Origin of the sequence: Arenibacter sp. F20364 (assembly GCF_023015905.1) — a bacterium.
Lineage (GTDB): Bacteria > Bacteroidota > Bacteroidia > Flavobacteriales > Flavobacteriaceae > Arenibacter.
In genome coordinates, this window is the sequence record NZ_JALKBD010000010.1 from 149530 (window position 1) to 163004 (window position 13475).

Here is a 13475-nt window from a genome sequence, read left to right on the forward strand (position 1 = left end):
TTATTGAACGAATATAAAGAAAGATGGTGTATTGGAAAATGAAAACCCATTGAAATCTCAATGGGTTTTGTAAATTTTAGGATGGTTGGATTGCTACTAAAAGACGATCAGGTATTTATAATGCACTTACGCTTCCCGAGCTCGACTTTTTATGTTCTACTTTCGCGTTTCCGGTATAGCGTATATCTCCACCACTACTGGCCTTTGCTATTAGGGATTCGGATACGTTTACAGTGATTCCTGCCCCGCTGCTAGCACTGGCATTGCATTTTGCGGTGCTTAAATTTTCAGCTTTTATTCCAGAGCCGCTACTGGCATTGCTGTTCAGAATTTCTGCTTCTCCGGCCACTTGAATGTGGGCACCACTGCTGGAGTCCGTCGACACATTTCCTGCCTTTAATTCCTCAATTTCCAGATTGGAGCCACTACTGGCACTCAATTCAATATTTTGGGCCTCTATGGCATTTTGGGTAGATAGATTAGCACCACTGGAAGTTTCCAATACGGTAATTACCGGTAGGGTAACATATATTTTTTTGGTGGCCCTGCCAATATTTTCAATGGCATGAATGCGCAAAGTTCCGTTTTTTATGTCTGTCGCGATAAGGTCTATGATATTCTCATCGGCTTCTACTACGATTTCGAAATCATTGCCTTGTGTTACAAAAACATCCAAGCCTTCCGATGCTGTAACTGCAGTAAAATTGGATGTAATAGTACGTTTTTCCTCGTCTACAATGCCATTTCCTTTTTTGCCGTTTCCAATATTGATATCAAAACCGCAGGAAGAAAATAAGATTGCCAGGATAAGTGTGATGGTAATTCTTGCAAGTGTTGTCATGATTGTTGTTTTTGAGTCTTGTAATAAACTCTTGGGGGGGCTGAGTATTTCAAGGATTGATTAATGTTACTATTTATTGATTTGTTTAAAATTATTAAATGGGTTTCTTCGCTCACATTATTAATGACCGAGTTGTTGCTATAACCTACTGAACTGTATCTTTTTTTAATATGGTTTTACCACTATCATTGGTTTTTAATTGTACGCCTTTTTCGTCGATCTTCAATTTAAAGTTATCGCCGTCACCTTTAATATCGATGTCTACACCGTCTTCATTGATGATAATACTTCCGTTATTATCATTGTCTTCTTCTTCTTCCGTGTCAGGACAATTTTCGCATTTAAATTCTCCGTCTTCATTCATCATCCAGGTGTATTTTGTGATTTCGCAACCGTTCATATTTTGGTCATTATTGGCCCTAATTATCCAGCAGTTTTCTGGAGTTTTGTTAAACTCCAATTTGGTACCGATAGGCAGGTATAAATAAACCCGTACATCCTGATCTCTAAATTTGTTCTCCCTACCCGTTGATAAAAAGTCATCCAACGTAATGGTGTTGCCTTGGACCATATAATTGTAATTAATTTTAGAAGCGGTCTCGGTAGCATTTTTAAAGGAACTCCCGTTGGCGTTTTTCCTCACTTCGATACGGGCTATGGAATCGTGCGACATTTTTAGGTAAATACGGAAATCCCGGGAAATGAGTATTTCCTCCCCATTTTCAGTATAGTCCAGTACAATCCCATTAATATGCATATTGTTCTCTTGCTTGTCCCTATCCGCAGATTTCAGGTTAATCTTAATAGATTCCGTTGGTTCGGCGAAAACCAATTCTTTTTCAATGGAGACATTACCTGAGTAGGCATGGGCAGCGGCTTGGCGTATACCAAGAACAGTCAATAGGATTATAGAGATCAACCACAGCCCCAGCAGTGTGAATTTTACAATATTACCTATTGATTTTAGGTTGTTCACCAAAATCTTAAGCCCTAGGTACATGAGAAAGAAAAAAGGAATTCCAATAGCAAAAAAACCGAGTAAAGACACTAACCAAACTGGGGTATTGGTGGAGTTGACGAGATTGTAAATGTCGATTCCCGGAAGGTGGATTATGTCCAATATTCCCACAGTAAATAGGCCTATAAATAATGCAACTATACCAGCGGCTCCAATAATTATTAATATGATACCTATAAATTTCCCTATGATTTTGAAAAAGAACATAATAACATCGGAAATGGCATTGAAAAAACTTCGGCTACTATCCTTGACCTTATGGCCCATTTTTTCGTAGTCCACATTTTTTACTTTTTCCGCTACATCATCAAAACCTTCTTTTACTTTTTTTTCGATATTGCTAATATTAACGGCTTCACCCCGCATGTCCAATTTTTGTGCTGTGGTAACGGCCTCGGGTATCAATATCCATAATAGGCCATAGATGAAGACAAATCCACCCCAGCTAAAAATGGTCAGTAAAATCCATAATAGTCGGACCCATAAAGCATCTATACCAAAATAATGGCCCAGACCGGCAGATACGCCTCCGATATACTTATTGTCCACGTCTCTGTAAAACTTCCTTACCCGTTCAGTTCTTTTGGAGGATTTTGGTTGATCCTCAAAAATATCCTCATCAACCATATAATCTTCGGGCTGCCCCATAATGCCTATTACCTCGTCCACTTCTTTTTCGGTAATTACCTGTCTTTCGTTTTCCATTTTTTCATGGAAAAGTTCAGCAATTCTGGCCTCTATATCCGCTATGATCTCGTCACTACCACTAGTATTGGCAAAGGAACGTTTTATGGCTTCTAAATAGCGTTGCAATTTAGTGTAGGCTACTTCATCTATGTGAAAGAATAAATTGGCCAGATTTATATTTATTGTCTTGTTCATTTTTTAACTGTTTTTTGTTTTGGTAACAAGGTTTGTCGCATTTCTTAGTTCATCCCAAGTGGTGTCCAGTTCCTTCAGAAACAGTTTGCCCGTTTCTGTTAATGTATAGTATTTTCGTGGGGGTCCTGAGGTGGATTCTTCCCAACGATAGTTGAGCAACCCTGCATTTTTTAGTCTTGTGAGTAAGGGATAAATAGTACCCTCTACCACTAGCATTTTGGCGTCTTTTAAGGTGTCCAGAATTTCGGAGGTATACTTGTCCTCTCCATTGAGAATGGAAAGTATACAGTACTCCAAGACTCCCTTGCGCATTTGTGCTTTTGTGTTTTCAATATTCATAATTACATGATTATAATAATTTTACTGTTCGTTTTTTTGATGGTCGCATTGCAGCATTTTACTCTTGATCTTTTTGATGAATAAACTCTGGAATTAGTGTGATGAGTACTAATTTTATTTTACATTCATTTTATGAATGGTATGCTTATCGGATATTTGAAATCCATACCCTCACTGGTACGTATGGCAGCCAGAATGGTGTAAACTATATTGATCAGGAATAGTCCTACCTGGGCAACACCTGCTATACCTATGGGCCAAAGTAATTTACCCAATTTTAACCGGTGGAAATCAAAATTAAAATTGATGCCATTAAATTCATTGAAATTGGCAAAACCTAAATCTCCGTTATGAAAGATCTCCGGTATTATTCCAAGGAAAAAGGGCACTGTGAAAATTCCCAGGATTACGGAATACAAAAGAAGGCTAATTTGAAAATTTAAGGCCTGTTTCCCATTTTGATCTACAAAGGGGTGATCTTTCTTGTTTGCTGTCCAAAGTATTAAAGGCAGTAGAAAATTCCCAAAGGGAATAAAGTATTTGGAAAAAGTAGAGGCATGTATTAGCGCCGATAGATTTTTTTCGTGTTTGCTTAGTGTTTCGGTCATGGCCTTATAGTTAATTGAATTAAATGCTATTTCTTTTATTAATAACCAACTTGTCTTAGGGCTATTTTCAGCTGGACAGGAAGCTTATTCTTTGTACCGTTGCAATCACTTTTTGCCAGTTCCAATGGCTACGCATAATAACTTCCTATGCAAATATATATCTAAAAGAAGGTACTATGCAAAACAAAGTACTATAATTTAACATATAATTAACATTTATGTTGTACGTATATTTTCTATACTTTTGAGGTATAATAATATTTGGTTATGGCCCTAAGTCCCAGTAAGATTAATATGTTCAGCTTTTTTAAACTCCCTGCCGTATGGTGGACAGGGGTGCGTTTAAGGTACATTGATGATAAAAAAGCAATTGTCACGGTAAAACATAGATGGATCAATCAAAATCCATTTAAATCCTTGTTTTGGGCTGTTCAGGCAATGGCGGCCGAATTGACTACCGGAGCTATGGTCATGAATCAGATTAAGGAAAGCGGAAGGAATATATCGATGCTGGTGGCCAATAACAATGCCAATTTCTCAAAAAAAGCCACGGGTAGAATTACATTTACCTGCGAGGACGGCCATCTTATTGCGGATGCTATTAAAAGAACCATTGATACGGGTGAGGGACAGACTATCTGGATGAAATCTGTTGGAAAAAATGAAGAGGGAATTGTTGTTTCCTCCTTTAATTTTGAATGGACGATTAAGGTTAAGGGTTAATGCACTAATGGTACTATTCGGTAATTGAATTAATGAATCAATATGGCAATGTGCTATTGTAACAAAACGGTATTTTTTGATACTTATAGTCAGGAAATAAAAATTCAAAATATTAAACTTATAGAATGAACGCACACGAAATAGATTTTGAAATTTACGGAGAGGAAATGCAATATGTGGAAATAGAATTGGATCCACAAGAAGCCGTTGTAGCGGAAGCAGGTAGTTTTATGATGATGGATTCCGACATTAAAATGGATACCATCTTCGGTGATGGTTCCAATCAGGATACAGGGGTCTTGGGAAAATTATTCTCCGCCGGAAAACGTTTGCTTACAGGGGAAAGCCTTTTTATGACCGCCTTCCTAAACATAGGGCAGGGTAAAAAACAAGTAAGTTTTGCTTCGCCTTATCCGGGTAAGATCATCCCCATAGACCTCAGCGAATTTCAAGGTAAGTTCATTTGTCAGAAAGATGCCTTTCTATGCGCTGCTAAAGGGGTTTCCGTGGGAATTGAATTTTCAAAAAGATTGGGCCGAGGACTTTTTGGTGGTGAAGGGTTCATCATGCAGAAATTGGAAGGAGACGGAATGGCTTTTGTACATGCAGGAGGAACCACGGCCAAAAAAGTACTTGGCCCAGGTGAAACCTTAAAGGTAGATACAGGTTGTATTATTGGTTTTACCAAGGATGTAGATTATAACATAGAATTCATAGGGGGAATTAAAAATACCATCTTTGGAGGTGAGGGACTTTTTTATGCCACTTTACGCGGCCCTGGTACCGTATACATTCAATCCTTGCCCTTTAGCAGATTGGCTGGTAGGGTCTTGGCTTCCATTCCCAGGGGAGGAAAGGATAAAGGGGAAGGTAGTATTTTAGGCGGTTTGGGCAATCTTTTGGACGGGGATAACCGATTCTAGACAATAAATAATCTTCTGTATTATTCCATTATGTGATATCATAGATAATGAACTTCAATTCCCTATTTCAATTTCTTACCAAACTCAACCAAAACAACTCCAAGGAGTGGATGGATAACAATCGTAAATGGTACAAAGAAGTAAGGGGTAATTATATAGAATGGTTAAATGAATTGGATCTGTCATTAGCGGGAGTTGATGATGAATACTATGGTACCCCGGGCAAGAAAGGTATAAATAGAATCAACAATAACCTTATGTTTCATCCCAATAAGCCCATTTACAAGGATCATTTTGGCGCTGGACTGGATAAGGCACCCAATACGGGGGATTTTTATATTGAGATCGGGCTCGGTCAATCCATGTTGGCGGGCGGATTTTGGAGGCCTGATCCCAAAACCTTGAGAAGTATAAGGGAAGCTATTGATTACGATGGGGAGGAATTAATAAAAATCTTGAATAAAAAGTCTTCTAAGGATACATTCGGGGATTTGGTGGTAGATGATTCCTTAAAAAAAGCACCCAAAGGTTTTTCCAATGACCATCCACACATTCACCTTTTGCGAAACAAAACCTTTGCCGTAATGCATCCTTTAACTCAAAAGGAAATCCTTCAACCCAATTTTAAAGAGAAGGTAATCTCAGTTTATTTGGAAATGCTACCTTTTAGGAGGTATTTAAATAAGGCGGTTACGGTGTAGACTAAACTTTTGGAAGCTGAATAGGGAAGACAAAGAAAAGTTCAAGGTTCCAAGTTCAAGTAAACCTAACCGGGCCTTTTTATTGGTAGAGTGGTATTTTACGGACATTGGTATTAAGTATTTAGAAGTTCAAGGTTTATCGCAGAATTTTTGCTTGGCCGTTAATGGACTCTAGAATTAATAGCTTTGTATATAATAAAATTAAATAGCGATGAAAAATGGAAAAGTAAGAAATATTGAACAGCAACTGCTGTCTGATAATTGGTATAAATTGCACAAGATAACTTTTGAATATGAACGGGAGGATGGTAGTTGGGAAACCCAATCCCGGGAGGCTTATGATCGAGGTAATGGGGCCGCTATTTTATTATATAACAAAAAGAATAAAACGGTTATACTTACCCGACAGTTTCGGATGCCCACTTATATAAATGGCAATGATTCTGGAATGATGGTAGAGGTTTGTGCTGGATTATTGGATGGTGACAACCCGGAAGATTGTATAAAAAAAGAAACCGAGGAAGAGACCGGTTATAAATTGGACAAGGTGGAAAAAGTATTTGAATCCTACATGTCACCTGGTTCGGTAACGGAGATCCTTTATTTTTTTATTGGATCATATGAAGAAAAAATGAAGATTGGCGAGGGAGGAGGTGCCGAGAGCGAAACAGAAAATATTGAAGTAATGGAACTGGGCTTTGAAAAAGCTTTGGATATGATACGTACGGGTGAAATAAAAGATGCCAAGACTATTATGCTCCTACAGTATGCCAAGATTAATGGGTTATTTTCCAATTAGTAATACGACAAACCCAGTATGAAAACGTATCCCAGAATAGCCTTTGGCGGAGGCTGCCATTGGTGTACCGAAGCGGTCTTTACATCCCTAAAGGGAATAACAAGTGTAGATCAGGGCTTTGTGGCTTCTGAAGGTGAGGAGTCCTCCTTTTCTGAAGCTGTAATTGTGTATTATAATCCTAAGGCCATAGGTCTGGAAGATTTAATATTGGTACACCTCCATACCCATAAATCTACTTCGGACCATAGTATGCGCAAAAAATACCGCTCTGCCATTTATACCTTTGATTCTGGGGATGCCGAAAGAGCTACCTTGGCATTACAGATATTCCAAGAGAATTTCAAAAAACCACTGGTAACCAAAGTCCTACCGTTCAGGGAATTTAAAATTTCCGATAAGGCCTTTCAAAACTATTATTATAAGAATCCATATAAGCCATTTTGCCAGACCCACATTGCCCCAAAGCTCAAATTGCTTATGCAGAAATTTACGGACAAAGTAGATAATAGTAAGGTCTTGGATCAATAATTGTCCCTGATCATTTCAAAAATAGTTTGCATCTGTTCTTTTACCTCAGCATTGGTCTTGGTAAAATGGTTGTTCATAAAACTAAATATTAAGGTTTTGCCAGATCGGGTTATTAGATATCCACTGAGGCAGAAGTTATTACCCAAAGAGCCTGTTTTGGCGTACATAAAGGGACGTCCATCCTCATTGAACCGGTTTTTTAAAGTTTCGATATTTCCGCCAACGGGGAAAAAATTGAAAAGCCGTTCCCTTGGTATTTCTTGATACATTTTATTCAGTACATAGACCATTGTTCCAGGAGTAAACAAATTGTAGCGGGAAAGCCCTGAACCATCTACCCATCGCGGTGGCTGTTCAAGTTCCTGTAAATAATTCTCCAAAATATGTTTTCTGGCCTTGGCGCTGTTTAAGGTATCCGAAAGGGTAGAGGAGCTTAAAATTAGCAGTTGCTCCGCAAGAAAATTATCGCTTACCGCCATCATTCTCTTGTACAGGGAATCTGAAGAAACGCTGTACAATACCTGTTTTTCTTCATTCGGCATTTTCTGCACAATATTGACCTTTTTTATTAGGACTTCCTCCAATAGTGTTTTGGTAAGTGTGCTATCTATCATAAAAGGACTCTCCAAGGTATCCTTTTTTTGAGGGTCAAAATAAAAGGTATTGCTATATAGTTCCCTGTTTACAGTATAATTAATAGGTACTACTTGGTTTTTAAAATGCTCGGGGGTAACTGCTATATTCCCGTCATTGGAAATGGTAACAATATTGCCGTACAAGGGAATACCACTTCTTTCGGGACTAAAATAGAGGTCATAATCTTCCCATGCCCAACCGGGGCCATACCTGCTTTCCTTAAAATTATTTAGATACAGGGAAACGTTATTGTAGTTCTGAGCAAATTTTACGGCGGTACTGTCACCAAAATAGGGATGCAACAAAGTTGGGTCGCCCGTGCCTTCCATATACAGGGTGTCATTTCTAACAATATATTTTAGTGCTGGAATCTTTTCTGGAAGGGTTTTTAAGGAGGAATACAAGGTAATTATCTTGGTATTGCTTGCCGGAGTAAAATATTTTTGGCTATTATGGTTATATAGCGTGTCCTTTTTTACGGGGTCATAGACTAGTAGGCCTTGAAAGTAATTATTGGTAGTTTGTGAGCTTATCTGTTGGTCGATACTTTTATTTAATTTGCTGTTATTTAGTGTTTTGCATCCTAATAAGCTCATTGTGGCGTAAACCATAAACAATCGCCCAAGTATCCTTTTTTTATCGGTTAAATGTATTTGAAATTGTACGTTCATCGACTTTAACATCCTTTTATCTATATTTTAACTGAAATAGAGCAATAATATATACCTTTTATTGGTTATCTTAGTCCAAGCAACCTAAAATTATTTTGAAATATGGCAAGAGCTATGTTAGAGTACACCAAAACCGTACTGCAAAAGGTTAGTTTTGATACAAAGTTATTTTGCAAAGAACTAGAAAAAGCAGTGACAAGACTATTACCATTTGAAATAGAAGAATTAAAACTCTGGTTGAAGCAATTTATTAACGACAAACCAGAATTACAACAAAGTTTACTTTATTTAAAAGCATAGATATTGGCCACCTTTATAAGGTGGCTTTTTTTATGACTTCTCCGTTTGGAAAATTTTGTTTTTTTGATTTCTTACACCTTAAAGACAACTATTTAGGTTAATTCATTCGTATATAATGGCGGACCCCCAAATTATATATAATGAAACAACTTACCTACCTATTTATCCTTTTACTTATTGGTTGTGGTAAGGATGAGGATACCCTACCCTTAATTACAAATGAACTTCTAGGAATATGGCAATTGGAAGCCACCAAAATTAGCCCGGGCGACATAGTTGAAAATTGGACAGCTGTAACGAATGGCCCAATGTTTGAATTTAAGGCCAATGGCTCTTACACCCACAATGAGAAGGCCTGTGGAGGAATTGTCAATGGAATATACAGCACAAGTGACAGTTTATTGACTATGCGATATCACTGTAAAAATGATGCCATAGAGACCAATTTTAACATGAGTTTCTCTGAAGGAAAACTCATTCTATCCAATGTAGGTTGCATTGAGGAATGTTCGTACAAATATCGAAAAATGGAATAATTATTTGTTTAACGGACTGATAATTTTTACGTCCTGGAAAGCAATAGCACCCCGGACCACACTGGCAATTACATCATATAAAGCTTCCGTAATCTGTATTTTAAGCTCGCTTTTATGATAAATAAGACTTACTTCCCTAGCGGGGGAGGGGTTTTTAAAGAATTTAAGGTTCTGCTTCTTTTTATCATCCAGTTCAATGGTGTTGAGGAAGGGTAGGAGGGTCATGCCCAAGCCTTCATTGGAAAGATTGATAAGCGTTTCAAAACTACCACTTTGCAATTGAAAGTGATCTTCCTGATAATTTTTTGAGGCATTGCACAAATTGATCACTCCGTCCCTAAAACAGTGTCCGTCCCTTAAAAGTAGTACATCGGATATTTCCAAATCTTCGGGTACCAATTCGGATGTTTTTCCCAGTCTATGGTTAGGGGGTACATATCCCACAAAAGGTTCGTAATAGAGGGGTCTTTCCTTAATAAATTCGATCTCCAAAGGGGTTGCAGCAATAGCCGCATCAATATGGCCATCCTGTAAATTCTGGATCAGGTTTTCCGTGTTTTGCTCTTTAATGATCAGGTTTACTTTAGGATATTTTTTTATAAACGTCCTTAGGAACATAGGCAATAGGGTAGGCATAATGGTGGGGATGATCCCCAAGGTAAACTCACCACCAATGAAACCCTTTTCCTGATCCACTATATCCTTGATGCGGTTGGCCTCATTTACAATATTCTTGGCCTGGGCAACTATTTTGGCACCTACCTCTGTAATGGTAATGGGTTTTTTACTTCTATCAAAGATCAATATATCCAACTCGTCCTCCAATTTCTGGACTTGCATACTCAATGTAGGTTGTGTAACAAAGCTCTTTTCGGCTGCAAGGGTAAAATTCTGGTACTCTGCAACAGCTAGTACATATTGCAATTGTGTAATGGTCATTTAGTATTATTTAAAGTGATAAAATTATGAAAACTAAAAACAAAACCTAACCAGTTTGAACCTTACTTAACAAATCTTCCCAATATTTTTATTTTAAGAAGACGGTTTAGGGCAGTTGCCGTTTAATTATGGAGCTAATCAAATAGTATATTTTCCGCTTCAATTTTTTTCTCATTGATAAAATCGTATAAGGTTAGTCTTCGTAAGGTATAGTAATCTGTCCAAAAATTCTCCAAGGAATTTAGGTAATCAATTTCAGCCTTATCTTTCTCCTGTTGGGCCAGATTTAGATCTGTAATGGTAATCTTTCCTAGAATATACCTTTCTTTGGTAATTTGGTAACGCTTAATGGCAATTTCTTTGGCTTTTTCTGAGGTCGCCAGAAAATCCCGTTTACTGGACCAGTTTAAAATATGGAGGTAAATTTCCTGTTCAAAGGCCTGTTGTTCTTGCTCAATATTTGTTTCGACCAAACTTAAATCGGCCTCTCCCATTTTTCTTTCGGATTTGGATACTCCCCAATCAAAAATAGGAATTCCCAAAGTTACCAATACTCTTTGTTGTCTATCATAGTCCTGAAATAGTACATCATAATCATCCGCTCGCTTGTTAAGCCCAAAATTAGCTCTAACATTAATTTCCAACCTGTTATTGCCTTTTATTTGGGCAAGATTTTTTTCTGCCTCAAGGCGTCTCCTTCTAAATTCGATGACCGACTTTCTATTGGTGGTAGCTTCATCAAGGGCGGTCTCCACGCTCACCTCAAAATCTACCAATTTCTCAGGTATGAACAATTCTATATCTTCGGTTTCCAGTTCCAGATAACGGGCCAAATTTTGGGAAGTCCTTTTAAGTAATATGGTATTGGTGGTGACTTCATTTTGCGAATTTAAATGTCCTAGTTCCATCTGCAATAATTCGTTTTCTGCAATTTTGCCAATTTCGAACCTTCCTTTGGCAATTTGCAATAAGGTATCTTGGGTCGCTAAATTTTTTTGCGAATTTTTTAATCTCATTTGCGCGGTCAATAGTCCGAAATAGCGCTGGCAACTACTTAGCGAAATATCCTCCATCCTTTCTATAAATTCCCGTTTGGATTCCTCGTATTTTAATGGCTCAATAAGCTTGTCCCATTTATAGGGATTAAAGAACAAGGAGTTTTGATAGTATTGTACGGAAAATGGGGTTAGGGAGTAATTGCTATTTTCGTCTGCGCCATAGCGATCAATTCTTTGGATTTGGGAATTAAGGGAAAGGTCGCCTCCAGTGAAAGGCACCCGCTGGTTTATTGATAGTGTTCCATCTACTCTGGACTGATTTTGATTTACAAAAATATCCTGTCCCTCATCATTGGTAATCCTTGTAATTGAATTTGAGTATTCTGGCAAGGTGGCCAATAATCTAAATTGTGGCAGGAATTCTGCAAGATAAGTTCTATATTTCCAATAACTGGCTTGGGATTGATTTAGTACAGCTTGGTATTCGGGGGAGTTCTTTTTTGCCATTTCAATGGCCTCTGTCAGTGTTATTTTTTTGGACTGTCCCAGGACAATAAAGTTGGAGCAAAGGAATAACAACAAAATACATTTTTTCATTTTGGACTATTTTGGTTTAAAAGGCGGGGGAGGGTAACTGTTATAAGTGTTATCTGAAAATATTATTATTCACGTCTTATGGCTTCTATGGGATTTTTGTTGGCAGCTGATTTGGCTGGTAGTACCCCAAATGCAAGCCCTATAAAAGTGGCCACGAAAAAGGACAAAACAATGGAATTCAAGGAAAGTATTGTTTCTATCCCTGTTGCCAGTTCCAATCCATACGAGGCTACTATTCCCAGAAGTATTCCTATTATTCCACCCCCCAAGCTTATTAGGACGGACTCAGACAAGAACTGTAGAATTACATCTTGCTTGGTGGCACCAATTGCCCTCATGATACCTATTTCCTTTGTCCGTTCCAACACTGAGGCCAACATAATGTTCATTATCCCAATACCACCGATAAGTAAAGATATTCCTGCAATTACGCTGAGCACAATGTTGAATATCTGTTTGGTTTTCTGCTGCTGTTTTAGCAACTGTATAGGGATGGTAATTTCAAAATCCAACACCTCGTTGTGTTTTCTTTTGAGAAGTTTGCTCAGAACTTCAGCGGTCGATTTTAGTTCATTGGAATTATTTACTTGGACCGTTAATTTATCCAACTGATGGTAATTGCCCCGTGGTATCCTCTTTTTGGGACCATTGTTGGCTCCTCCAATGATGATCATGCCCCCTCCACTAAAATCTAAAGGTTCATCGGATATAATCTTTCTGTCTTTATACCTAACCAGAAAGGTTTTTACGGGAATATATATATCCTGGTTCAGATCTCTGATGCCTAGGTTCTCCTGGGCCTTTTCCGATATAAGTTTTTCCTCGATTATTCCAATTACTTGAAGCCAAACATCTTTTACCTTGATCTGTTTGCCGATGGCACTCTCACCAGGGAACAGTTTTTTTTCTACTTTTTCACCTATGATACATACCGAAGCTGCATTTACAGCATGTTCTTCGGAGAAGTTGCTGCCTTGGCCAATATGTATGTTTGAAGTCTGGAAAAAAGAATTGGTTACCCCTATGAGTTTTACCGAGTTTTGCCTTCCCTTATTGATCACATAGGTTTCCAAAATAATTTCGGGACTAATGGCTTTTATGGTCGGAATGTTGTTGGCAATACTTGCAACATCCAGTAGATCCAAGCCTTTGGAGAATCTTCTGATTTCTTTGGTTCCTTCTTCCTCTTCGGTGGAATTTTCATCCTCCTCATCGGGAATAGGGGTTACCACAATATTGTTTACACCAACCAGTTCCAATTGCGTTAAAATTTCCTTTTCGGCCCCGTTCCCTATAGATAACATGGTAATGACCGCTGCTACCCCAAAAATGATTCCCAGAGCCGTTAAAAAAGTTCTTACCTTATTGATTGTTACCACGCGAATGGCCTCTCTAAAATTAGAGACAATCTGTTCTAGAAGTATCTTGTCTATCAT

At 38.1% G+C, this 13475-nt stretch carries 15 protein-coding genes; 7 read left to right on the forward strand and 8 right to left on the reverse strand.

Going from position 1 to position 13475, the window contains the following annotated elements:
* Positions 1-115: 115 nt before the first annotated feature.
* The 4 genes from MWU84_RS10510 to MWU84_RS10525 all read right to left on the reverse strand — a co-directional run bounded on the left by MWU84_RS10510 (position 116) and on the right by MWU84_RS10525 (position 3688).
* A complete protein-coding gene (locus MWU84_RS10510; protein WP_246901420.1) occupies positions 116-841 on the reverse strand; it encodes a head GIN domain-containing protein in 726 nt (241 codons plus the stop codon).
* Between the two features lie 145 nt (positions 842-986).
* Entirely contained in the window at positions 987-2741 is a 1755-nt protein-coding gene (locus MWU84_RS10515; protein ID WP_246901422.1) for a PspC domain-containing protein, read from the reverse strand.
* A 3-nt stretch (positions 2742-2744) separates the two neighbouring features.
* Positions 2745-3080, reverse strand: coding sequence for a PadR family transcriptional regulator (locus MWU84_RS10520; RefSeq protein WP_031443627.1), 336 nt, complete (start codon positions 3078-3080; stop codon positions 2745-2747).
* Between the two features lie 125 nt (positions 3081-3205).
* Entirely contained in the window at positions 3206-3688 is a 483-nt protein-coding gene (locus tag MWU84_RS10525) for a DUF4870 domain-containing protein (protein WP_246901424.1), read from the reverse strand.
* Positions 3689-3955: 267 nt separating this feature from the next.
* On the opposite strand from MWU84_RS10525, the gene MWU84_RS10530 reads away from it, so the two are divergent.
* The 5 genes from MWU84_RS10530 (at position 3956) to MWU84_RS10550 (ending at position 7362) form a co-directional block, all read left to right on the forward strand.
* A complete protein-coding gene (locus MWU84_RS10530; protein ID WP_246901427.1) occupies positions 3956-4411 on the forward strand; it encodes a DUF4442 domain-containing protein in 456 nt (151 codons plus the stop codon).
* A gap of 125 nt (positions 4412-4536) precedes the next feature.
* Entirely contained in the window at positions 4537-5334 is a 798-nt protein-coding gene (locus MWU84_RS10535) for a TIGR00266 family protein (RefSeq protein ID WP_246901430.1), read from the forward strand.
* A gap of 47 nt (positions 5335-5381) precedes the next feature.
* Positions 5382-6035, forward strand: coding sequence for a DUF2461 domain-containing protein (locus MWU84_RS10540; RefSeq protein ID WP_246901434.1), 654 nt, complete (start codon positions 5382-5384; stop codon positions 6033-6035).
* A 211-nt stretch (positions 6036-6246) separates the two neighbouring features.
* Positions 6247-6834 (forward strand): GDP-mannose pyrophosphatase NudK, encoded by a 588-nt coding sequence (gene nudK / locus MWU84_RS10545; RefSeq protein ID WP_246901436.1) that lies wholly within the window; start codon positions 6247-6249, stop codon positions 6832-6834.
* 18 nt (positions 6835-6852) lie between these two features.
* A complete protein-coding gene (locus tag MWU84_RS10550; RefSeq protein ID WP_246901439.1) occupies positions 6853-7362 on the forward strand; it encodes a peptide-methionine (S)-S-oxide reductase in 510 nt (169 codons plus the stop codon).
* Here the strand turns inward: MWU84_RS10550 and MWU84_RS10555 are convergent.
* Complete coding sequence (locus tag MWU84_RS10555) at positions 7356-8669, reverse strand: D-alanyl-D-alanine carboxypeptidase (RefSeq protein ID WP_246901441.1); 1314 nt, start codon at positions 8667-8669, stop codon at positions 7356-7358. The two genes, MWU84_RS10550 and MWU84_RS10555, sit on opposite strands and share 7 nt — an antisense overlap.
* A gap of 102 nt (positions 8670-8771) precedes the next feature.
* Here MWU84_RS10555 and MWU84_RS10560 point away from each other — a divergent pair, with 102 nt between their 5' ends.
* Together MWU84_RS10560 and MWU84_RS10565 are read left to right on the forward strand one after the other, a co-directional pair.
* Entirely contained in the window at positions 8772-8969 is a 198-nt protein-coding gene (locus MWU84_RS10560; protein WP_031443636.1) for a hypothetical protein, read from the forward strand.
* A 140-nt stretch (positions 8970-9109) separates the two neighbouring features.
* Positions 9110-9505 carry a hypothetical protein gene (locus MWU84_RS10565; protein ID WP_246901444.1) on the forward strand — a complete coding sequence of 132 codons (396 nt, stop codon included), beginning with the start codon at positions 9110-9112 and terminating at the stop codon, positions 9503-9505.
* Here the strand turns inward: MWU84_RS10565 and MWU84_RS10570 are convergent, their stop codons facing one another.
* The 3 genes from MWU84_RS10570 to MWU84_RS10580 all read right to left on the reverse strand — a co-directional run bounded on the left by MWU84_RS10570 (position 9506) and on the right by MWU84_RS10580 (position 13475).
* Positions 9506-10444, reverse strand: a complete 939-nt coding sequence (locus MWU84_RS10570) for a LysR substrate-binding domain-containing protein (RefSeq protein WP_246901446.1) — start codon at positions 10442-10444, stop codon at positions 9506-9508.
* A 134-nt stretch (positions 10445-10578) separates the two neighbouring features.
* A complete protein-coding gene (locus MWU84_RS10575; RefSeq protein WP_246901447.1) occupies positions 10579-12039 on the reverse strand; it encodes a TolC family protein in 1461 nt (486 codons plus the stop codon).
* A gap of 65 nt (positions 12040-12104) precedes the next feature.
* On the reverse strand, positions 12105-13475 hold the full coding sequence (locus MWU84_RS10580) for an ABC transporter permease (protein WP_246901448.1): 1371 nt from the start codon (positions 13473-13475) through the stop codon (positions 12105-12107).